Annotated in this window: 20 protein-coding genes; 10 read left to right on the top strand and 10 right to left on the bottom strand. The window is 62.3% G+C overall.

All coding sequences use genetic code 11. The annotated features are described in order from the left end of the window. Nucleotides 1-114: 114 nt before the first annotated feature. The 5 genes from IB241_RS06020 (at nucleotide 115) to moaE (ending at nucleotide 4307) form a co-directional block, all read left to right on the top strand. Complete coding sequence (locus tag IB241_RS06020) at nucleotides 115-1239, top strand: polysaccharide deacetylase family protein (protein ID WP_192297547.1); 1125 nt, start codon at nucleotides 115-117, stop codon at nucleotides 1237-1239. 339 nt (nucleotides 1240-1578) lie between these two features. Beyond that, entirely contained in the window at nucleotides 1579-2973 is a 1395-nt protein-coding gene (locus IB241_RS06015; protein WP_192297545.1) for a PhoH family protein, read from the top strand. A 169-nt stretch (nucleotides 2974-3142) separates the two neighbouring features. Further along, nucleotides 3143-3616, top strand: a complete 474-nt coding sequence (gene moaC, locus IB241_RS06010) for a cyclic pyranopterin monophosphate synthase MoaC (RefSeq protein ID WP_192297543.1) — start codon at nucleotides 3143-3145, stop codon at nucleotides 3614-3616. Further along, on the top strand, nucleotides 3613-3855 hold the full coding sequence (locus tag IB241_RS06005) for a MoaD/ThiS family protein (RefSeq protein ID WP_192297542.1): 243 nt from the start codon (nucleotides 3613-3615) through the stop codon (nucleotides 3853-3855). The genes moaC and IB241_RS06005 overlap by 4 nt, the downstream gene beginning before the upstream one ends. A 2-nt stretch (nucleotides 3856-3857) precedes the next feature. Continuing rightward, the gene (moaE, locus tag IB241_RS06000) at nucleotides 3858-4307 is read left to right on the top strand and encodes a molybdopterin synthase catalytic subunit MoaE (protein WP_192297540.1); all 450 of its coding nucleotides are present in this window, start codon (nucleotides 3858-3860) and stop codon (nucleotides 4305-4307) included. Between the two features lie 131 nt (nucleotides 4308-4438). Here the strand turns inward: moaE and rhlB are convergent, their stop codons facing one another. Beyond that, a complete protein-coding gene (rhlB, locus tag IB241_RS05995) occupies nucleotides 4439-5890 on the bottom strand; it encodes an ATP-dependent RNA helicase RhlB (RefSeq protein WP_192297538.1) in 1452 nt (483 codons plus the stop codon). A gap of 102 nt (nucleotides 5891-5992) precedes the next feature. Then, on the bottom strand, nucleotides 5993-6649 hold the full coding sequence (locus IB241_RS05990) for an alpha/beta hydrolase (RefSeq protein ID WP_192297536.1): 657 nt from the start codon (nucleotides 6647-6649) through the stop codon (nucleotides 5993-5995). 345 nt (nucleotides 6650-6994) lie between these two features. Here IB241_RS05990 and IB241_RS05985 point away from each other — a divergent pair, with 345 nt between their 5' ends. From IB241_RS05985 to IB241_RS05965, 5 genes are all read left to right on the top strand, one after another. After that, nucleotides 6995-8026 carry an amino acid ABC transporter substrate-binding protein gene (locus tag IB241_RS05985; protein WP_004371891.1) on the top strand — a complete coding sequence of 344 codons (1032 nt, stop codon included), beginning with the start codon at nucleotides 6995-6997 and terminating at the stop codon, nucleotides 8024-8026. A 72-nt stretch (nucleotides 8027-8098) separates the two neighbouring features. Beyond that, nucleotides 8099-9280, top strand: a complete 1182-nt coding sequence (locus IB241_RS05980) for an amino acid ABC transporter permease (RefSeq protein WP_192297534.1) — start codon at nucleotides 8099-8101, stop codon at nucleotides 9278-9280. Nucleotides 9281-9290: 10 nt separating this feature from the next. After that, complete coding sequence (locus IB241_RS05975) at nucleotides 9291-10388, top strand: amino acid ABC transporter permease (RefSeq protein WP_192297532.1); 1098 nt, start codon at nucleotides 9291-9293, stop codon at nucleotides 10386-10388. An 11-nt stretch (nucleotides 10389-10399) separates the two neighbouring features. Further along, nucleotides 10400-11164 (top strand): amino acid ABC transporter ATP-binding protein, encoded by a 765-nt coding sequence (locus IB241_RS05970; protein WP_003171943.1) that lies wholly within the window; start codon nucleotides 10400-10402, stop codon nucleotides 11162-11164. A 209-nt stretch (nucleotides 11165-11373) separates the two neighbouring features. Further along, nucleotides 11374-12627: a CynX/NimT family MFS transporter gene (locus IB241_RS05965; protein WP_192297530.1), complete on the top strand. Its 1254-nt coding sequence runs from the start codon at nucleotides 11374-11376 to the stop codon at nucleotides 12625-12627. On the opposite strand, the gene IB241_RS05960 is transcribed toward IB241_RS05965, so the two are convergent. The 8 genes from IB241_RS05960 to IB241_RS05925 form a co-directional block, all read right to left on the bottom strand. Further along, nucleotides 12628-13278 carry a DUF1120 domain-containing protein gene (locus IB241_RS05960; protein ID WP_192297528.1) on the bottom strand — a complete coding sequence of 217 codons (651 nt, stop codon included), beginning with the start codon at nucleotides 13276-13278 and terminating at the stop codon, nucleotides 12628-12630. A 10-nt stretch (nucleotides 13279-13288) separates the two neighbouring features. Further along, nucleotides 13289-13912, bottom strand: coding sequence for a DUF1120 domain-containing protein (locus IB241_RS05955; RefSeq protein WP_192297526.1), 624 nt, complete (start codon nucleotides 13910-13912; stop codon nucleotides 13289-13291). A gap of 9 nt (nucleotides 13913-13921) precedes the next feature. After that, nucleotides 13922-15052: a DUF1120 domain-containing protein gene (locus tag IB241_RS05950; RefSeq protein ID WP_192297525.1), complete on the bottom strand. Its 1131-nt coding sequence runs from the start codon at nucleotides 15050-15052 to the stop codon at nucleotides 13922-13924. Between the two features lie 11 nt (nucleotides 15053-15063). Further along, on the bottom strand, nucleotides 15064-17511 hold the full coding sequence (locus IB241_RS05945) for a fimbria/pilus outer membrane usher protein (protein ID WP_192297523.1): 2448 nt from the start codon (nucleotides 17509-17511) through the stop codon (nucleotides 15064-15066). Nucleotides 17512-17604: 93 nt separating this feature from the next. Continuing rightward, on the bottom strand, nucleotides 17605-18342 hold the full coding sequence (locus tag IB241_RS05940; protein ID WP_192297521.1) for a fimbria/pilus chaperone family protein: 738 nt from the start codon (nucleotides 18340-18342) through the stop codon (nucleotides 17605-17607). A 2-nt stretch (nucleotides 18343-18344) separates the two neighbouring features. Then, nucleotides 18345-18974: a DUF1120 domain-containing protein gene (locus IB241_RS05935; RefSeq protein ID WP_192297520.1), complete on the bottom strand. Its 630-nt coding sequence runs from the start codon at nucleotides 18972-18974 to the stop codon at nucleotides 18345-18347. A gap of 88 nt (nucleotides 18975-19062) precedes the next feature. Then, nucleotides 19063-19686 carry a DUF1120 domain-containing protein gene (locus IB241_RS05930; protein ID WP_192297518.1) on the bottom strand — a complete coding sequence of 208 codons (624 nt, stop codon included), beginning with the start codon at nucleotides 19684-19686 and terminating at the stop codon, nucleotides 19063-19065. Nucleotides 19687-19724: 38 nt separating this feature from the next. Next, nucleotides 19725-20348 (bottom strand): DUF1120 domain-containing protein, encoded by a 624-nt coding sequence (locus IB241_RS05925; RefSeq protein ID WP_192297516.1) that lies wholly within the window; start codon nucleotides 20346-20348, stop codon nucleotides 19725-19727. Nucleotides 20349-20378: the final 30 nt, after the last annotated feature.

The raw sequence follows: 20378 nt of genomic DNA, 5'->3' as shown, positions 1-20378 counted from the left end.
CGTCTCCTTAAATCGTGCCGCGATTCTAGGGGCTGGGGCGTTTTGACTCCACCTATGATGGCGATAGGCATGATCCGCTATGATGGGCGGTAACTCTGCAAAGGAAGACCCTGCGTGCGAATAGCGCTTTTATTGTCGGCCTGCCTGCTCTGCCTGAACGCCCAGGCCGCGCCGGTGGATGTGGCCAGCCTGGACCGTGGCACCTGGCCCGAAAAGCTCAGCAGCCCGGCGCTGTTCGATGTGGCCTCGCGTGCGGAAATCCTCATGTTTGCCCATGGCCTGCTGGCCAGCGAAGCCCTGGACGAAGCGGCGCTCAAGCAGCGCCTGGGCTTGAAGATCATCAACCTGGCCGCCATCGACGACTTGCGTCGCCAGCTCTGGCAGCGCCTGTTGGAGAACTACCTGGTCGCCCAGAAAAGCTGCGAAGAGGACGCCTCGTTTTGTTACTTGGTAGAGAACATGGACGATCTGCGCGAGCAGGCGGGCAAGCTCGAGGTCAGTGAAAACTCCTTCTATATAGGCTGGGCGAACCCCAGCCACGTTTTCCACGAACGCTACCTGGACGAGCTGCTGCGCAAGGCTGCGCTGTTCCCGCAGATCAGCAGTGAAGTTGCGCGGTTTGGCGATCACGAGCGTAATGGCGATGAATTCAACGACCGCCTGTTCCTGCTGACCTTCGACGGCGGCCCCGCGCCCGTCAGCGGTAATACCGACTGGCTTACCGACTACCTGCGCAAGCAGAAGCTCAACGCCACCTTCTTTGTCCTTGGCAGCAGCCTGCAAACCCGCGTGGAGCGCAGTTCTGCCAGTGATGTGCAGACGTTGTACCAGGGCCAGTGCGTGGGCACCCAGGGTTGGCAGTATCGGTCCCACAGCCACTGGGTCGACTGGCAAAGCTCGATCACCCGCAGCGCGTCGCTGGCGCAGAACCTGATGCCGGAAAACTATGTGCCGCTGTTCCGCCCGCCCTACGGCCAGCGCCGCGCCGACAGTCAGGGTTTTTTCCAGTCCCAGGGTTTGCAGGTGGCGTTGTGGGACATTGATTCCCAGGACGAACCGGGCAAGCTCAAGGCCGAAGAGTCGGCGCAACGGGTGCTGACGCTGATGCTGTTGTGGCGCAAAGGTGTGATCGTGTTTCACGACACTCAGGACAAGGCGCGGGTTGCGTTACCCCTGCTGATGCAGGCGACGGCACAGAGTGGCCTGGGTTGGCAGGACTGCCGCGAGGCGTTTCGCTGAAGAGCCCGGCCCTGTTGGGCGCGGGGCGTTTTTGGGGTGATTTTGTGCGGCAAATCGTTGCAGGTTGACTTCCGACTTTAACGGGGTGCATGGCACTCGGCTAGTGCTATTCGTCATCCTGAAAAATAAACTTCAAAAAAACGTCAAAGTGCTTTTTTCTGTCACAGGTTTTGCGGTATTACGAAGTCAGATCGCCGAAACCTGCAGCACAGGTGGCGTCTTTCAAGACTCCTCATGTGGGCATGCACTTGACGTCCCTCAGGTGCATTCGGTGGTCGAATCGAGGCGCAGCACCGCTTAGGTATTGCGTCGACTGGCTCCCACAAAAGGTGACCGAGTATGGATGATCACGGACGCACCCCTTCTTCCGACCAGCCAATCCTTTATGTGCTTGATACCAACGTATTGATCCACGATCCAAACGCACTGCTCAACTTTGAAGAACACCACGTCGCCATCCCGATGATCGTGCTTGAGGAACTCGACAAACTCAAAAGCGGGCACCACAGCGTTGCGGCCGAATGCCGCCAGGCCATTCGCCTGATCGACAAGACCTTGGGCGAGGCCTCTCCTGAGGACGTTGAAGTCGGCGTGCCGATCCAGCGCGGCAAGAGCGGGCCCAAGGGCTTGCTGTCGATCCTGATGAGCAAGGGCCGCGAACCCAACAGCCTGCTGCCGGAAAACCTCAACGACAACAAGATCATCAACCAATTGATCGACCTGCACGCGCGTGACAAGGACCTGCGCGTGGTGCTGGTGACCAAAGACATCAACATGCGCCTCAAGGCCCGTGCGTGTGGGATCGCGGCCGAGGACTACAGCACCGACCAACTGGTCGACGACGTATCGATGCTGTCCCGTGGTTATCACATGATGACCGGTTCGTTCTGGGACCGCGTCAGCAAGGTCGAAACCCGCCAGGACCATGGCCGCACCTGGCACCAGGTGCAACTGATCGACAACCTGCCGGCCGTGCATATCAATGAATTCATCGTCGACGAACAGGGCTTTGTGGGCTGGATCAAAGAGATCCAGGTCGACAAGCTGCTGATTCTCGACCTGCATCAGGAACCCCTGTTGCACCAGGAAGCCTGGGGCCTGAAACCGCGTGACATCTACCAGAGCCTGGCGCTGTACGCGCTGCTCGACCCGGACATCCACCTGGTCAACCTGACGGGCGCCGCCGGTTCCGGCAAAACCATTCTCGCCCTGGCCGCCGCCATCGAGCAGACCATGGTGACCAAGCGCTATCGCCGCATCATCGCCACCCGCAGCGTGCAGGGTCTGGATCAGGAAATCGGTTTCCTGCCGGGCACCGAAGCGGAAAAAATGGAGCCGTGGCTGGGGGCGATCACCGACAACCTCGAAGCCTTGCACATGGATGACGAAAACACCCATGGCAGCGTCGACTACATCCTCAGCAAAGTGCCGTTGCAGTTCAAATCCCTCAACTACATCCGGGGTCGCAGCTTCCAGCAAAGCCTGATCTTGATCGATGAATGCCAGAACCTCACGCCGCACCAGATGAAAACCATCATCACCCGTGCCGGCGCCGGTTCCAAAGTGGTGTGCCTGGGCAACCTGGCACAGATCGACACTCCTTACCTGTCCGCGACCAGCTCCGGGCTGACGTATCTGACGGAACGCTTCAAGGACTTCCCGAACGGCGTGCATATTGCGCTGCAAGGGGTTCCACGCTCGATTCTGGCTGAATACGCCGAATCTCACCTATAACCGCGGTCAAAAATGTGGGAGCGGGCTTGCTCGCGAATACGGACTGTCAGTCGCCGGATGTATTGACTGACACACCGCATTCGCGAGCAAGCCCGCTCCCACACAAGCTCTCTCCACATATTGATCAGTGTTGGGTTTACAATCGCTGCTCCTGATCAGGAGTATCCCTGTGCTGACTCATCTCGATTCCCAAGGTCGCGCCCACATGGTCGACGTCACCGACAAGTCCGTGACGTTCCGTGAAGCGGTGGCCGAAGCCCGGGTGCGCATGCTGCCCGAGACCCTGCAAATGATTGTCGACGGCGCCCATCCCAAGGGCGACGTGTTTGCCGTGGCCCGCATCGCCGGGATCCAGGCGGCGAAAAAAACCAGTGATCTGATCCCGCTGTGCCACCCGTTGATGTTGACGGGCGTCAAGGTCGAACTAAGCGCCGACGGCGCAGACTCGGTGCACATCCTGGCGCGCTGCAAACTCTCCGGCCAGACCGGCGTGGAGATGGAAGCCCTCACCGCCGCCAGCGTCGCGGCCCTGACCATCTACGACATGTGCAAGGCCGTGGACCGTGGCATGACCATCGAAAGCATTCGCCTGCTGGAAAAGCTGGGCGGCAAGAGCGGGCATTTCAAGGCGGACCTGGCATGAGCATCAACGTATTGTTTTTTGCGCGTTACAGCGAAGTGATTGGCTTGGACTCGCTGGAAATGGAAGGCGAGTTCGCCACTGTCGACGCGGTGCGTTTGGCGTTGGCCGCCGATCCAGGTTTTGACGTGCTCAACGAAACCAGCCTGATGTGTGCGCGCAACGAGGAACTGTGTGGCCTCGACGAGCCGTTGAAGGCTGGCGATGAGGTTGCGTTCTTTCCGCCGGTGACCGGAGGCTGAGCATGGCCATTCGAGTGCAGGTCCAGGCGTTCGATCCGGGCGCCGAGGTCAACGCCATGCATGCGGCCAACGTGGGCGTAGGTGCGGTGGTGAGTTTTGTCGGCTACGTGCGCGACTTCAACGACGGTCTGGAGGTGGCGGGGATGTTCCTGGAGCACTACCCCGGCATGACCGAGAAAGCTCTGGCCAAGATCGCCGTCGAGGCCGAACAGCGCTGGCCGCTGCTCAAGCTGGAGGTGTTGCATCGCGTAGGCACCTTGGAGCCGGGTGAGCCGATTGTGTTCGTGGCGGCCGCGAGTGCCCATCGTCAGGCTGCGTTTGAGGCGTGTGCGTTTGTGATGGATTACTTGAAGACGCGGGCGCCGTTCTGGAAGAAGGAAAATACCAGTGAGGGGCCGCGTTGGGTGGAAGGGCGCAGTAGCGATCACGCCGCCGCGGACCGCTGGAAATAGCGGGTCGAACACAAAACCCAATGTGGGAGCGGGCTTGCTCGCGAATGCGGAGTGTCAGTCGATACATGCATGACTGATACACCGCATTCGCGAGCAAGCCCGCTCCCACATTTTTTTACCGCATTTCAGCTTTAAGCAGGGCGTTTGCGTTCTACCGGGCGCAGCAAGTGCGTCGGCGGCGTCTCACAACTGATCTTGCGCCCCAGCAACGTCTCGATCGACGGCAACTGGTACGAATCATCTTCCCCGGCAAAGCTGATCGACACACCCGCAGCCCCCGCACGGCCAGTACGACCAATACGGTGCACATAGTCATCCGGCACTTCCGGCAGGGTGAAGTTGATCACGTGGCTGATGCCATCAATGTGAATCCCACGGCCGGCCACGTCGGTGGCCACCAGCACGCGGATCTTGCCTTCGCGGAAACCTTCCAGGGTCTTGATGCGCTTGTGCTGCGGCACGTCACCGGACAGTTGCGCGGCGTTGACACCATCCCGCACCAGGCGCTCTTCGATGCGGCGCACTTCGTCCTTGCGGTTGGCGAACACCATTACGCGCTCCCACCCGTTGTCGTTGACCAGGTTGTAGAGCAGCTTGTACTTGTCGGCACCGGCCACGGCGTAGATGTGTTGCTCGACGTTTTCGCTGGCGACGTTTTCCGCTTCGATCTCGACGATGGACGGCTCGGTGGTCCACTGCTTGGCGAGGTTCATCACGTCTTCGGTAAAGGTCGCGGAGAACAGCAGGGTCTGGCGCTCGGATTTCGGCGGGGTCTGGCGAATGATCTGGCGTACTTGCGGGATAAAGCCCATGTCGAGCATGCGGTCGGCTTCGTCCAGCACCATCACTTCGACCATGTCCAGGTGCACGTCGCCGCGCTGGTTGAAGTCCAGCAGGCGGCCGGGGGTGGCAACCAGGATGTCGCAGTGACGGGCTTCGAGGTGCTTGAGCTGCTTGTCGAAGTCCATGCCACCGACGAACGTCATGACGTTGAGACCGGTGTACTTGGTCAGGTCGGCGGCGTCCTTGGCGATCTGCACCACCAGCTCGCGGGTCGGGGCGATGATCAGCGCGCGCGGTTCACCCATGTAGCGCTCTTTCGGCGGCGGCGTCTGCAGCAGCTGGGTGATGATCGAGATCAGGAACGCGGCGGTCTTGCCGGTGCCGGTCTGGGCGCGGCCGATGGCGTCTTTGCCCGCCAGGGTGAAGCCCAGCACCTGTGCCTGGATCGGCGTGCAGTACGGGAAACCCAGGTCCTGGATGGCGTGCATCAGTTCCGGGGCGAGTTTGAAGTCGTGGAAGCGGGTCTTGCCTTCCTGGGGTTCGACGACGAAGTCTTCGAGTTTCCAGGGAATGACCGGCGGCTTGGGCGCGCGTTCGCGGCGAGGCTTGGGGGCCGGTGCCGCTTCTTTAGCCGGTTCAGGCGTGGTCACCGTAGGCGTCGTCGGCTGGGCGACAGGCGCAGGCCGCTCTGGCTGTTTACCGTCATTGCGGCTGCCGGCAGTCGGGACAGGAGCACTGGGAACAGGCGCGAGCGGCTCGGCCTCGCTTTTGCCGAACATCTTCTTGAGTGCTTCGAGCACGGTGATCTCATTAATTGGTTAAGGAATGTACGCCGGCCAGTGTAATGCAAGAAACGGGCGCGGCGTAGTGCGTCTGTCATACGGCTACATAAACGCCGGGTTTCAACCCAGGCGGGCGGTCAGCCAGGTGCCGATGTCACGGATCTCTTCGGGTAACACTTCGTGGCCCATTGGGTATTCCTGCCATGTCACGGTGACACCACGGGTCTTCAAATGCTCGTAGGCGCTACGCCCCATGGCGTTCTGTACCACGTCGTCGTAGTGGCCGTGCAGGCACAGGGCTGGAATACGTTGCTGGCTGGCGGACAATTCCAGCTCGTCGCTGAAGGTCGGCGCATACGTGGAGAGGGCGATCACACCACCCAAGGCTCCCTGCCATTTGGTAAACGCGGTGTGGAAAACCACTGCGCCGCCCTGGGAAAAACCGGCGAGGAAAATCCGCGAGGCGTCTATTCCGCTGCTTTTTTGCTCCTTGATCAAATCGGTGACCATCCGGGCCGACTCTTCCAGTTCTTCCAGGCTGATCGAACGGGCCGGGCTCATGGCCTTGATGTCGTACCAACTGGGCATCTCGTAGCCACCGTTGATGGTGACAGGGCGGGTCGGCGCCTGGGGCAAAACGAAACGGGTGGTCGGCAGGTTTTCTTGCAGTGCTTCGGCCACCGGCAGGAAGTCGTAGCGATCGGCACCCAGGCCATGCAACCAGATTACGCAGGCGTCTGCGGGCTTGGCGGGCTGAAGAATCAAGGGGTCGGTCATGTCTGCTCCATATATGTGCGCGCGCTCCGATTGGGTGCGACGGAACGGTGCGCGACAGGTTGATCTGTTAAGAGAATGTCGCAAGGTTGAATCTTTTTCTATTGACCTTGGGCTGAAACGACTCAGCGAGCAGTCTGGTACGGCGCTTGCTACGGAGAAACCGATGTCAGGTCTCTCCCCTGGCGGTAACACTATCAGTGACAACCGCCTCTGGGATAGCAACTGGACTTACAGCGACAGCCTCATGCCGTTTGACCCCAAAAAAAGCCAACACGGGTCGATGTCGCCTCAAAAGGGTGCGGTGGGGTTCGAGCTCCGACACAACAAGAGCAACTGGAGGTTTGAATGAAGGTATTGAAATCCACCCTGGCCATCGTGACTGCGGCGGCCGTATTGGGTGTCAGTGGTTTCGCCCAAGCCGGCGCCACCCTGGATGCCGTGCAGAAGAAAGGCTTTGTGCAATGTGGCGTGAGTGACGGCCTGCCGGGTTTCTCGGTGCCGGATGCCAGCGGCAAGATCCTCGGGATCGACGCTGACGTGTGCCGTGCTGTTGCCGCTGCCGTGTTCGGCGATGCGACCAAGGTCAAATTCAGCCAGTTGAACGCCAAGGAGCGTTTCACCGCGCTTCAGTCCGGCGAAGTCGACATCCTGTCCCGCAACACCACCATGACCAGCTCCCGTGACGCCGGTATGGGCCTGAAATTCCCGGGCTTCATCACCTACTACGATGGCATCGGCTTCCTGGTAAACAACAAGCTGGGCGTGAAGAGCGCCAAGGAACTGGACGGTGCAACCATCTGCATCCAGGCCGGTACCACCACCGAGCTGAACGTTTCCGACTACTTCCGTGGCAACGGCCTGAAATACACCCCGATCACCTTCGACACCTCCGATGAAAGCGCCAAGTCGCTGGAATCCGGGCGTTGCGACGTGCTGACCTCGGACAAGTCCCAACTGTTCGCCCAGCGCAGCAAGCTGGCCTCGCCGAAGGACTACGTGGTTCTGCCGGAAACCATTTCCAAAGAACCGCTGGGCCCGGTCGTGCGTAACGGCGACGACGAGTGGCTGGCCATCGTGCGCTGGGTTGGCTACGCCATGCTCAACGCTGAAGAAGCCGGTATCACTTCGAAAAACGTTGAAGCTGAAGCCAAGTCCACCAAGAACCCGGACGTCGCGCGTCTGCTCGGTGCTGACGGCGAATACGGCAAAGACCTGAAAGTGAAGAAAGACTGGGTTGTACAGATCGTCAAGCAGGTCGGTAACTACGGTGAAGTGTTCGAGCGCAACCTGGGCAAGAGCACCCCGCTGGAAATCGACCGTGGCCTGAACGCGCTGTGGAACAACGGCGGCATTCAATACGCACCACCTGTGCGCTGATCGCTGATGGTTCTGTCACCCGGTGGGCCAACCGCCGGGTGATGTTCTGTTCCATTATTTCCGGGGCACTTCATGCAAAATCAAATCGGCGCACCAAAGCAGAAGCTCAGCTTCAGCGATCCCAAAGTGCGTGCGTGGCTCTTCCAGATCATCACGATTGTGGCGGTGGTCTCGCTGGGCTGGTACCTCTTCAACAATACCCAGACCAACCTTCAGCACCGGGGCATTACCTCGGGTTTCGACTTTCTTGAACGCAGTGCCGGCTTCGGCATCGCGCAGCACTTGATCGATTACACCGAATCGGACAGCTATGCCCGGGTCTTTGTGATCGGCCTGCTCAACACCCTGCTGGTCACCGTGATCGGCGTGATCCTGGCGACCCTGCTCGGTTTCATCATCGGCGTGGCGCGTCTGTCGCCGAACTGGATGATCAACAAGCTGGCGACCGTGTATGTGGAAGTGTTCCGCAACATCCCGCCACTGCTGCAAATCCTGTTCTGGTACTTCGCGGTGTTCCTGACCATGCCGGGGCCGCGCAACAGTCATAACTTCGGCGATACCTTCTTTGTCAGCAGCCGTGGCCTGAATATGCCGGCAGCGATTGCCGCCGACGGTTTCTGGCCGTTTGTGGTGAGCATCGTGGTTGCCATCGTGGCCATCGTGCTGATGACGCGTTGGGCCAACAAGCGCTTTGAAGCGACCGGCGAACCGTTCCACAAATTCTGGGCGGGCCTGGCGCTGTTCATCGTGATCCCGGCGTTGTGCGCGTTGATCTTCGGTGCGCCGCTGCACTGGGAAATGCCGAAGTTGCAGGGCTTCAACTTTGTCGGCGGCTGGGTCCTGATTCCCGAACTGCTGGCGTTGACCCTGGCGCTGACTGTCTACACCGCGGCGTTTATCGCCGAGATCGTGCGTTCGGGCATCAAGTCCGTCAGCCACGGCCAGACCGAAGCCGCGCGCTCCCTGGGCCTGCGCCCCGGGCCGACGCTGCGCAAAGTCATCATCCCGCAGGCCCTGCGGGTGATCATTCCGCCGCTGACCAGCCAATACCTGAACCTGGCGAAGAACTCGTCGCTGGCCGCCGGTATCGGTTACCCGGAAATGGTCTCGCTGTTTGCCGGCACGGTGCTCAACCAGACCGGCCAGGCCATCGAAGTCATTGCCATCACCATGAGCGTGTACCTGGCGATCAGCATCAGCATTTCCCTGCTGATGAACTGGTACAACAAGCGCATTGCGCTGATCGAGCGGTGAGGAAACCTGCATGAGTACGCATACTTTCAAACCTGATATGCCGCCGCCGAGCAAAGTCTTCGGCCCGGTGGCATGGATGCGCGCCAATCTGTTTTCCAGTTGGCTCAACACCCTGCTGACGTTGCTGGCGTTCTACCTGGTCTACCTGGTGGTGCCGCCGATCCTGCACTGGGCAATCCTCGATGCCAACTGGGTTGGCACCACCCGTGCCGATTGCACCAAGGAAGGCGCGTGCTGGGTGTTCATCCAGCAGCGCTTCGGGCAGTTCATGTACGGCTACTACCCCGGCGACCTGCGCTGGCGCGTGGACCTGACCGTGTGGCTGGCCATCGTCGGCGTGGCGCCGTTGTTCATCTCGCGTTTTGCGCGCAAGGCGGTCTACGGCCTGGGCTTCCTGGTGCTGTACCCGATCATTGCCTACTTCCTGTTGCACGGTGGCATCTTCGGCCTGACCAACGTGGCGACCAGCCAATGGGGCGGCCTGATGCTGACCCTGGTGATCGCCACCGTCGGTATCGCCGGCGCGTTGCCGCTGGGGATTGTGCTGGCGCTGGGGCGGCGTTCGAACATGCCGGCGATTCGTGTGGTCTGCGTGACCTTCATCGAATTCTGGCGCGGCGTGCCGTTGATCACCGTGCTGTTCATGTCTTCGGTGATGCTGCCGTTGTTCCTGCCTGAAGGCATGGGCATCGACAAACTGCTGCGGGCGTTGATCGGCGTGATCCTGTTCCAGTCGGCCTACGTGGCCGAAGTGGTGCGCGGTGGCTTGCAGGCGATTCCCAAGGGCCAATACGAAGCGGCCGCGGCGATGGGCCTGGGGTACTGGCGCAGCATGGGCCTGGTGATTCTGCCGCAAGCCCTGAAGCTGGTGATTCCCGGCATCGTCAATACGTTTATCGCGCTGTTCAAGGACACTAGCCTGGTGATCATCATCGGCCTGTTCGACCTGCTCAACAGCGTCAAGCAAGCCGCCGCCGACCCGAAATGGTTGGGCATGGCGACCGAAGGCTACGTGTTCGCAGCCCTGGTGTTCTGGATTTTCTGTTTTGGTATGTCGCGCTATTCCATTCATTTGGAACACAAGCTCGACACAGGCCACAAGCGTTAGGAGTTGATGTTATGAGCGAAGCGATCAAACAGCCTGTGAGCCCTGAAGGCATTATTCAGATGCAGGGCGTCAACAAGTGGTACGGCCAGTTCCACGTGTTGAAAGACATCAACCTCAACGTCAAGCAGGGCGAGCGTATCGTGCTGTGCGGCCCGTCGGGTTCGGGCAAGTCCACCACCATCCGCTGCCTCAACCGTCTGGAAGAACACCAGCAAGGCCGCATCGTGGTCGATGGCGTGGAACTGACCAACGACCTCAAGCAGATCGAAGCGATCCGCCGTGAAGTCGGCATGGTGTTCCAGCACTTCAACCTGTTCCCGCACCTGACCATCCTGCAGAACTGCACGCTGGCGCCGATGTGGGTGCGCAAGATGCCCAAGCGCAAGGCCGAAGAAATTGCCATGCACTACCTGGAGCGCGTGCGCATCCCGGAGCAGGCCCACAAGTTCCCGGGCCAGCTGTCTGGCGGCCAGCAACAGCGCGTGGCGATTGCCCGTGCGTTGTGCATGAAACCGAAAATCATGCTGTTCGATGAGCCGACTTCGGCACTCGACCCGGAAATGGTGAAAGAGGTGCTGGACACCATGATCGGCCTGGCCGAAGACGGCATGACCATGTTGTGCGTAACCCACGAAATGGGCTTTGCACGCACCGTGGCCAACCGCGTGATCTTCATGGACAAGGGCGAGATCGTCGAACAGGCGGCGCCGAATGACTTCTTCGACAACCCGCAGAACGACCGGACCAAGCTGTTCTTGAGCCAGATCCTGCATTGATCGATGCTTGAACAAATAAACCCGGCCCGGCGCCGGGTTTATTTTTGCCTGCGGGTTGTCAGGAGGCTTGAGCCGCCAGCAGCGCAATCCTCTTCATATCGTTGATAAGAGCGCTAGTGCGTTGCTCTTGTAGGTGCGTCCGAATAGGCTGTGGGACTTTTCAATAGGTGATCAGGGCAAGCGCCCATCCCTCTGCCGGCAGTTGCTCAATGAACCCTGAACCCAAGCTTGAAGAACTGTTGATCGACGCCGAAGCCGACGACGAAGTGGTGCAACACAGCGCGCCGGTAGTGAGCCGCCCATGGCTGTTGCTGCTGGGCCTGGTGTTGGTGGCGCTGAACCTGCGCCCGGCGCTGTCGAGCATGGCGCCGCTGCTCAGCGAGGTTTCGGCAAGCCTCGGCTTGTCGGCGGCCAGGGCCGGTCTGCTGACCACCTTGCCGGTGTTGTGCCTGGGCTTGTTTGCGCCGATGGCACCGATCCTGGCCCGTCGCTTTGGCGCCGAGCGCGTGGTGCTGGGGATTTTGCTGACACTGGCCGCCGGCATCCTGCTGCGCAGTTCATTCGGCGAAGTCGGGCTGTTCGCCGGTAGCCTGATGGCCGGTGCCAGCATCGGCATTATCGGCGTGTTGCTGCCCGGTATCGTCAAGCGTGATTTCGCCAGACAGGCCGGGGCCATGACCGGCGTCTACACCATGGCGCTGTGCCTGGGTGCCGCGCTGGCGGCCGGCGCCGCGGTGCCGCTCAGCCAGCACTTTGGCGACAGCTGGAACATCGGTTTGGGTTTCTGGCTGCTGCCGGCGCTGGTGGCAGCGTTGGTCTGGTTGCCGCAGGTCGGGCACAAGCCTGGCGCCCATCAGGTGGCGTACCGCGTCAAGGGGTTGCTGCGCGACCCGCTGGCCTGGCAAGTGACCTTGTACATGGGCCTGCAATCGTCCCTGGCCTACATCGTGTTTGGCTGGTTGCCGTCGATTCTGATCGGCCGTGGCCTGAGTGCCACCGAGGCCGGGTTGGCGCTGTCGGGTTCGATCATCGTGCAATTGATCAGCTCCCTCGCCGCGCCGTGGCTGGCCACGCGTGGCAAGGACCAGCGCCTGGCAATCGTGGTGGTGATGGTCCTGACCCTTGGCGGCCTGTTCGGCTGTCTGTATGCGCCGCTTGACGGCCTGTGGGGCTGGGCGATCCTGTTGGGCCTGGGCCAGGGCGGCACGTTCAGCCTGGCGCTGACCCTGATCGTGCTGCGCTCACGGGACTCCCATGTGGCGGCCAACCTGTCGAGCATGGCCCAGGGGTTCGGTTACACCCTGGCGTCCATGGGGCCGCTGGCGGTGGGCGTGTTGCATGACTGGACCGGCGGCTGGGGCGCCACGGGTTGGGTATTTGCCGTGATCGGCGTGGGCGCGATCGTCACCGGGTGCGGTGCCGGCCGCGCGCTGTACGTCGGGGTAACCAGCGAGAAGGTCTGATTACAGGTAAACCACCTCCAGCGTCGCGGAGCCGTCCATGGGCGTCTCCACACTCAGTTCAAGGTTCTGCTTGGCGTTGATCACTGCCTCCAGGGTCAGGGTGCTTGTCAGGTTCTGGATCGCCGAGGGCCCTGCGGTGCTGCCCGCCACATCGGTAAAGCCCAGCAAGCTGCGCGAACCGACGTCGATGGGATTGAGGTTGGACGTGCGCCACGCCAGGCCGCCGGTGGTGGACTCAGTGCCATAGGCCACGGGCAACGCGTCGGCCACGGTCTGCCTGGGGTCGAACTTCACCGAATACACGCCAATTTTGTTGCCTGCGCTGTCCAGCCCCAGGCCGTAGTAGATCTCGCTGTTGACGTGGGCGCTGCCGTCGCGGTTATCGCGCATGCGCAGGGCGTAGCGGCCTGGGGCATTGCAACTGACGGTCAAGGTCAGTGACTTGAGCGGCAGCCGCGTCCCCGTGGCCTGATTGAGGTCTTGTTGGGAGATCTTGCCGAAGTCGATCAGCCCGCCACCGGACAATACGGGGGTACACGCCATGGGCGTGATCAGGCCACCGACGGTCAGTTCGACGGTGGACGCGGCCTGGGCTGCTCCGATGCTGGCCAACCATGCACAGGTCGCCAGAGGGATCAGTAACGTTTTCATGATCGGTCTCCTACAAATAGTTCATGGACAGGGTGACGGAACCGTCGATGGGGATTTCTTCGGTCAACGGCAGCGTGTTACTCGGGGCGATGGTCGGGGAGATCAGTACAGCGGCCGTGAGTTGTTTCACCGGAGCCGGCACCATTGGGTTTCTGTTAAGGGAGAACGAGGACAGAAAGTAATGCGACAACATACTCGTCGGCGCCCAGGTGGATGGGCCGCTGGAGCCGATGGGGTACATACCGACGCCATCAGCCACGATCGAGCCGAGGTTCAGATGCATGTAGCCAAGCGCTACGCTCTCGTTGGCCATCCCCAGGCCGAATCGCGTCGTCCCCACTGCACCCGCGGAATCGAGGCGGTTGTCCCTGGGCTTCAGCGCCAGCAACGTCAATGCCTCGCAGGTGATCGACAGTTGCAGGGTGTGCTCAGCCAACTTGGTGGGCTGATCGACATTCAGGTCTTTGGCGGCAATCTTGCCCAAGTCATATATCCCGCCGTTGGACAGGCTGGGCTCACAGGCGCTAGGGGTGATCAGGCCGCTGACACTCAGGTCGACGCTGGAGGCCGCGTGGGCCGGCGCCATGGTGGCCAGTCCTAGCGTGGTGATCAGGGTCATCAGAAAGGGTTTCATGGGGTGCTCCTATAGGTAGGTGATTTCGAGGGTGCCCGAACCATCGAGCCGTACCTCATTGCCCAAATCCAGCGAGCCCAGAGGCGCAATGATCGCTTCGAGGTTCAGCGTGGCGTTGAGGTTTTGAATGGCGGTGGGGCCACCCGTGCTGCCGGACGTGGCGCTGAAACCCAGGTAGCGATTGGCGCTGACCGCCGCGATGCGGCTGCTGGCACTGCTCCAGGGCAGGCCCGCGGTGGCGGAGTCGGTGCTGAACACCTGGGAGAAGCTGTCGGCGATGATGTGTGTCGGATCGAACAGCAACCGATAGCGGCCGATCTTCTGTTGGCGGGCGTCCAGGCCGAGCCCGTATACCGATTGGTCGCCCGTGCCGGTTGCCGAGCCCTGGCGGTTGTCCTGCATGCGGACGGCGAAGGCGGTGGGCGCATCGCAGGTCACGCTGAGTGACAGCGGGCGTGGCGCCAGGGGCGTTTCCTTGTCGATATTCAGATCGCTGACCGAGAGCTTGCCCAGTTCCACATGCCCACCATTGGACAGCGTGGGCGTGCAGGCCGCCGGCGCAAAGCGTGCTTGCAGGCGCAGTTCCCGTGAGCGACCGGCAGCGAGGGCGTCAAACAGCCCTGCGGTGTCCCAGGTAACCGCATCGCGTACGCGCGTGGCGCTTTCATCGGCCCAGGCGCTGGCGTCGATCTGCAATGACAGGTTGTGCCCGGTGACTGCGACACCGCCGCGTATCGGCACGAGTCCATGGCCCGGTTGCCAGGCCAGTTGAGTGCCGACAATCGCCGGCGCTTGCCCCTGGCCCGCGATCAGTCCGAGCTCCACGGGTTGGCTGTCAAGCAGCGCTTCGCTGACGCGCAGGCCGTAGCTGCCGCGCTCGGTAAACCGAAAACGCTCGGTGTCCGCGCCCAGGCTGCGATAAAACAGGCTCATGTCGGTGGGCTGCGGGCAGTTCAGCGTCAGGCTGATCCGCCGCTCCCCCAGCAACCGTTCGGTGGCGGCCAGCAACGGAACGGCGCGGTTCATCAGGCCAAAGTCCAGCTGTGCCTGGCTGAGGTTCAACTGGCACTCCTGCGCGGCCCAGGCCTGGGAGCCCAACAGCAGCAAGCTCAAGGGATACAGCGCGTGTTTCAGACCCATGGTCAACGTCCTCATGGCTGATGGCACCGGGCTGGTGCGGTTTCGAAGTACACCTCGGGGTCGGCGTCTTCCGGCAGGGCAAAATCCAGGCGACAACGTGGCTGCCCCGGCGCCTTGACCCACAGGGCGCGCGGGTCGAGCACGTCGGGCAGGAACACTTGGCTGCCTTCCTGCACCAAGGTCACGAATTCACCCTCGGCGGTGCTGACAGTTGCACCGCGTGGCAGCGGCTGGCCGCTATCGGTCGTGACGTTCAACAGCGCACGGCGGGTGAGCGCCACGCCGAATTGCACCTTGTCCACCGCCCCGCGCCCGGCGGAAATCACCGCCAGGCCGTTGTGGATGTCGGCATTGCGCGGCAATGAACGGGTCTGCACTTCCACCGGGCTGCGGCCATAGGCGCTCAGTTGCGGCACCACCGCCTGGCCTTGCCAGTCGGTCCAGACCGGGCCGCTTGGGGTGCTGACTTTGATCCCGGCCATTTCCCCCACGGACATCACCGCAAAGGTGTCGCGCACCGGGTAGGGCGAAAACGTCACGCCGTCGCCGTGCAGTACCACGCCGCCGCGGGCGCCACCTTGATAGCTGGAATGCTCGTCGTCGCTGCGGGTGTAGTTGAAATCCAGCTGGCTGTACCACGGCAGGGCCGACACGCCGAATGACGACTCCACCTCGCGGTCGCGGCTGTCGCGTTCCACGCCGACCCGGTAGCTGAGTTGATCGTTGAGTTGCTCGCTCAAGCCGGCGCCCAGGCGATGCTCACTGCCGGTCTTGCGGGCCCAGGTGCGGGCGCGGCGGTTTTCACCGAAGGGCAGGCTGATGTTCAGGTAGAGGCTGTTGTCGTTCTGCTGACGACCACCGACCTGCCATTCGGCGCTGGCCGAGACCGATACCCGACCAAAGCTGGTGCCCCAGGCTGCCAATGCGCGGCTGCTGCTTTCGCCGTTGTAGGACGCCGTACGCGAGACGCCTGCACTGAACGCCCCCAGGGCCGGGTGCGCCCAGGACGCGGTGAGGCTTTGCTGGTCGCGATAACGTGAACGTTGCTGGTCGCGGCTGTTGCCGACGTAGGTGGAGTCTTCCAGGTCGCGATAGCCCTGGGAGCGCCAGGACCCTGCGCCGGTGACCGACCAACTGGCGCTCAACCGCTGGGACCAGGACAGGTCGGTCTGCACCCCGCGATCACGCCCCTCGCGGCTGGCTTCGGCACCCTGTGCGGAGAATTGCAGTTGGCTGTCCTGCCAGGGCAGCCACCCCAGGTTGAAGCCCGCCGCCCGATAAGCATCCGCCACCAGCGCCCCACCGCCCACACTGAGCTGTGGATGTACGGCACCGCTCCAGCCGGCACTGACTACCCAGGGCTCCTTGCCTTGGCTTTCGCCGATCTGCCGCACGCGCCCGGCGGCCACCGAATAACCCGGCGCCGGCAGGCCCAGGCCAAGCATGGCGGCAGGGACGGTAAAGCGGCGCTCTTCGCCGGTGGTTTCCTTGACGGTGACTTCCACGTCGGAGCGACCGTTCAAGCGGCGCACATCGGTCAGGGCGAACGGCCCCGCCGGCACCACGCTGGAGTGGATCAGCGCGCCGTTCTGGCGCACCTCCACCTGCGCCGGGCTGTTGGCGATGCCGGTGATGGTCGCGCCCTGGTTCTGGTCTTGCAGCGCGGTTTCGGTCAGCACTTGCGCGCCAGTGATCTGTGTACCGGCCAGGACCGGGTTGTAAAGGCTGATCTGCCCGGCCTGCAACACCGCCTGTTGCGCGGCGAAGGTACGCTGGGCGTAGGCGTCCAGGTGGGTGGTGCGCGAGCGGCTGTCTTGCCAGGTCTTGACCTGGCGGCTGCGCACGATCCAGTCGCCGGCATTGAAGCCCACTTCGGTGTTGGCCGAGCCGAAGCGGCTGGTGGTATCGCCGAACTCGTTGTAGAGCCCGGTCAGGTCGTAGTTGAGCAGGCCGGCGAAACCACCGGTCTGGTAGCCGGTAATGTCCTGCCGGGCCGGGCGCAGGGCCTCGGTCGGCACCACCAGGGCCAGGCTCAGGCTGGCGGGGTCCTGCTCGATCACGGTTTGCGGGTAGCGCTCGGTGAATCGGTGGCAGGTTGCAGCGTCGTTGTTTTCGGGCTCCTGCAAGTTACCCGCATCCAGCAGGGCCTGGTTGAAACAGAGCGCTGCGTCGCGGTCGAAGGTCACATCCACCCGGCCCCGGCGCTGGCCGTTGACGCTCAGGTTCACGGCATGCCGGCCAGCCGCGAAGCGTGGAGCTTGCAGCAGCAGGTTGGCCAGATCCGGGTCGATGCCGCGTCGGGACAGCGTCTGGGGGTCGAAGGAACCGGCGATCAGGGTGTCCGCCAGCGGTGCCTCGGACGGCAGGGTGCCGCCCAGGGCCAGCGCCAGCCCCGCCACTAGTGTGTGTGCGCGGCGCGGTGAAACGCCGGGCACGGCTCCGCCGTAGCGGTCAGTCATTGCTGTGCTCACAAGGTCATACTCAACTGTGGATGGCCCGCCGACTCTGCGGTTCAGTCAGGCCTTCTGGTGGCGTTGGCAGGCCACTCTTTTTTATAGGGAGATCGGTGCTTCGTAGGGCGCTACCGCAAAGCCATAGACCGTGGCCGGTTGCAGCTGAATGCGACTGGCGCCAGTGCTGCTGGCCGTCATCTTCAGGGTTTCGCCCGGCAGCACATAAGTACGCGGCAGCAACGCCGAACCGTTTCCGGGCAGCAGCCGCAGTTCCTGGGCCAGGCGCACCACGTAGGGCGTGGGGTTGCTCACGCTCAATTGGTCGTGGCTCAAGCGCCACTCAAGCCCGGTCCAGGGGGTGCGATTGGGCGCCAGGCCCTTGGGGTGCAGGATCACGGGTAGGTTCTGGCGTACCGTCACGCCGACGCGCGCATGCCCGGCCTGCGCTGCCGAACGGCCTTGGGGCATGCCCTCGAAGATCACCCGCTTGAGGCGTTGGGTGGCCAAGGGTTCAGGCGCCTGCAGAATGAAACGAATGAGCTGGCTTTTGCCTGGCTCGACCCGGGCCAGGGGAGGAGTCACGAACAGCAAGGTCGCCTTGTCTTCGGGAATGTCTTCCAGGGTCACATGCAACAGGGCCAACTTGTCATCGGTATTGGTCACGGTGACCGAGGCTTCGCCGTCGGCTTCGTTGACGATCACCACCGAGGTGTCGGGCACCATGCCATCGGCGAGAACAAGCGCGGGGCCGGCGAGCGACAAGGCGAGTGCGCCGAGGTAGACCCCGGCGTAGCGCACACAGACAAAGGCGCGGGTTAGAAGGGGCAGGGACGTCATGGCTACAAATACCTCAGGTCAAGCACGATAGAACCGTCCAGCGGCACTTCCTGCTTCAGGGTCAGGTAGGCGGCCGCATTGATGGACGTGTTGATTTGCAGGGTGGCGGTGAGCAGGCGGTGGGGCTCCGGCACCAGGGTGCCCGGGTGGGCAAAACCCATGAAGTTGTCCGGGTAGGCGTTGGTTTCCGGGAACCAGGTCAGCCCCTGGTTGCTGGAGGCCAGCACCAATGCACGCTGGCCGTCGCCCATCACTTCGCGAAACGCCAGGGAGACCGTACCCAGTCGCTCGGAAGGGACATGCACGTTATTCCCCAGGCCATAGTAAAAACCGGGGCCCAGGGAGGAGTCGGCGCGATTGTCCAGGCCCACCAGTACGTACAGCACCGGTTCGTTACAGCTCACCGTCAAGTCCAGGGACTGGGTGGGCAACGCACTGAATTCGAACTGGTTGAGCGTGCGTGCCGGGACCATGCCGTGGTCGACGATGCCGTTGGCAGACAATGTGGCGTTGCAGGCGCTGGGGGTGATCAGGCCCGTGATGTTCAGCTCGACACTGGATGCAGCCAGGGCCGAAGGCCCGCTACCCAGCAGGAAAAGCATGGAGAGAAGGCGTGGAAGGGTGTGCTTCATGGAAGAGGTTCACCGGTTGCCTGTTTCATCGTTTCAATGCGAGACGGCGCCAGGCGGGGTGCCTGACGCCACACGCTTCAAGGTGTGCTTACAAGTAGCGCACGGTTACGGTGACCGAGCCGTCAATGGCGGCTTCGTTGGTCAGCGTCAATTGACTGGATGGGGCGATTTTGGGGCTGACAATCAGGTCCGAAGTCAGCACCTGCACAGGGATTGGCGCGTCGACCGTGGCGTCGGCCACCGACACCAGGTTGGCAGGTGTCAGATTGCGTTCGCTGAGCCAGGTGACCCCGCCATCGGCAGAGGCGATCGGACGGCCAGCCACGCCATCGGCGACGGGCGCGTTCAAGCTCAGGTTCATGGCGCCGAGCTTTTCCGTACCGTTGATCAGGCCCAGGCCGAACTCCGCGGTGTTGCCACCGTAGTTCGAGCCGGCGCGGTTGTCGTTGGCGTCCAGCGCCATCAGCGTCGCAGCATCGCAGGTGACGGTGAGCTGCACGGTTTGCTCGTCGAGTGGGGTCACCTGGTCGATGTTCAGGTCTTTGGCCGAAATCTTGCCGTAGTCGACTGAACCGCTGTTGGACAGGGCGGGGGTGCAGGCACTTGGGGTGATCAGGCCCTTGACGGTCAAGTCGACGCTGGACGCGGCGAAGGCACTGGTGCTGCCAGCGAACAGAAGGACGGCGGTTAGGGATTTGAACGCGGTGTTCATGGTTGAGCTCCTGAGTAGAGGTTAAGGGAAAGCGAGGGTTACCAATATTTGAGTTGCAGCGTGGCCTGGCCGTCGATCGGCACCTCGTCGAGCAAGGTCAGGTCGGTGGCGGGCACGATCATGGTGAAGGCGCGCAGGCGAGCGCTCAGCTCTTGCAAGGCGATTGGTGTGTAGGGATCGCTTGGCGTCGCAAACGACGTCAAGCCGGCGTGCCCCAGGTATGAAGAGGGATACCAGGTGGCACCGCCGTCTCGGGAGAGGATGGCTTGCACCGGCTGGCTGTCGGCCACCGGGTCAAATAGGCCGAGCGCCACGCTGCCGAGTTTCTGGTCATCGTTGATGATGCCCAGCCCATGATGCGCCGGGTTGATTGCCGAGCTGCCGGCGCGGTTGTCCAAGGTGGTCAGGGTGAAGAATGTCGCCCCCTCGCACTGCACGTGCAGGCGCATTTCGCCGGTTTGCAGACTGGTGGGCTTGTCCAGTTCCAGGTCCCTGGCGGTCAATTTGCCGTGATCGACTACGCCGCCGTCGGACAGGCTGGGTGTGCACGACGCCGGGGTGATGATCCCGGTGACGCTCAGGTCCGTATTGCTGGCGGCGATGGCGCCGGGTGTGCAGGCCGCCAGCAGGAGCGCGAGGGCGGCGGAGGGGGTTTTATCCATGGGCACAAGTCCTTGTGGGTGGGCGTTTGG

The organism is Pseudomonas sp. PDM05 (genome assembly GCF_014851685.1).
Classification (GTDB): domain Bacteria; phylum Pseudomonadota; class Gammaproteobacteria; order Pseudomonadales; family Pseudomonadaceae; genus Aquipseudomonas.
The sequence above is the reverse complement of the archived record's forward strand: the minus strand, read 5'-3'. Positions and strand labels throughout refer to the sequence as shown.

Coding starts and splice junctions, on each gene's coding strand:
- IB241_RS05985 (WP_004371891.1), top strand. CDS start 6,995: ATGAAGGTATTGAAATCCACCCTGGCCATCGTGACTGCGGCGGCCGTA.
- IB241_RS05955 (WP_192297526.1), bottom strand. CDS start 13,912: ATGAAACCCTTTCTGATGACCCTGATCACCACGCTAGGACTGGCCACC.
- IB241_RS06005 (WP_192297542.1), top strand. CDS start 3,613: ATGAGCATCAACGTATTGTTTTTTGCGCGTTACAGCGAAGTGATTGGC.
- IB241_RS05965 (WP_192297530.1), top strand. CDS start 11,374: ATGAACCCTGAACCCAAGCTTGAAGAACTGTTGATCGACGCCGAAGCC.
- IB241_RS05960 (WP_192297528.1), bottom strand. CDS start 13,278: ATGAAAACGTTACTGATCCCTCTGGCGACCTGTGCATGGTTGGCCAGC.
- moaE (WP_192297540.1), top strand. CDS start 3,858: ATGGCCATTCGAGTGCAGGTCCAGGCGTTCGATCCGGGCGCCGAGGTC.
- IB241_RS05930 (WP_192297518.1), bottom strand. CDS start 19,686: ATGAACACCGCGTTCAAATCCCTAACCGCCGTCCTTCTGTTCGCTGGC.
- IB241_RS05935 (WP_192297520.1), bottom strand. CDS start 18,974: ATGAAGCACACCCTTCCACGCCTTCTCTCCATGCTTTTCCTGCTGGGT.
- IB241_RS05980 (WP_192297534.1), top strand. CDS start 8,099: ATGCAAAATCAAATCGGCGCACCAAAGCAGAAGCTCAGCTTCAGCGAT.
- IB241_RS05990 (WP_192297536.1), bottom strand. CDS start 6,649: ATGACCGACCCCTTGATTCTTCAGCCCGCCAAGCCCGCAGACGCCTGC.
- IB241_RS05940 (WP_192297521.1), bottom strand. CDS start 18,342: ATGACGTCCCTGCCCCTTCTAACCCGCGCCTTTGTCTGTGTGCGCTAC.
- IB241_RS05945 (WP_192297523.1), bottom strand. CDS start 17,511: ATGACTGACCGCTACGGCGGAGCCGTGCCCGGCGTTTCACCGCGCCGC.
- IB241_RS05925 (WP_192297516.1), bottom strand. CDS start 20,348: ATGGATAAAACCCCCTCCGCCGCCCTCGCGCTCCTGCTGGCGGCCTGC.
- IB241_RS05975 (WP_192297532.1), top strand. CDS start 9,291: ATGAGTACGCATACTTTCAAACCTGATATGCCGCCGCCGAGCAAAGTC.
- IB241_RS06015 (WP_192297545.1), top strand. CDS start 1,579: ATGGATGATCACGGACGCACCCCTTCTTCCGACCAGCCAATCCTTTAT.
- IB241_RS05970 (WP_003171943.1), top strand. CDS start 10,400: ATGAGCGAAGCGATCAAACAGCCTGTGAGCCCTGAAGGCATTATTCAG.
- IB241_RS05950 (WP_192297525.1), bottom strand. CDS start 15,052: ATGGGTCTGAAACACGCGCTGTATCCCTTGAGCTTGCTGCTGTTGGGC.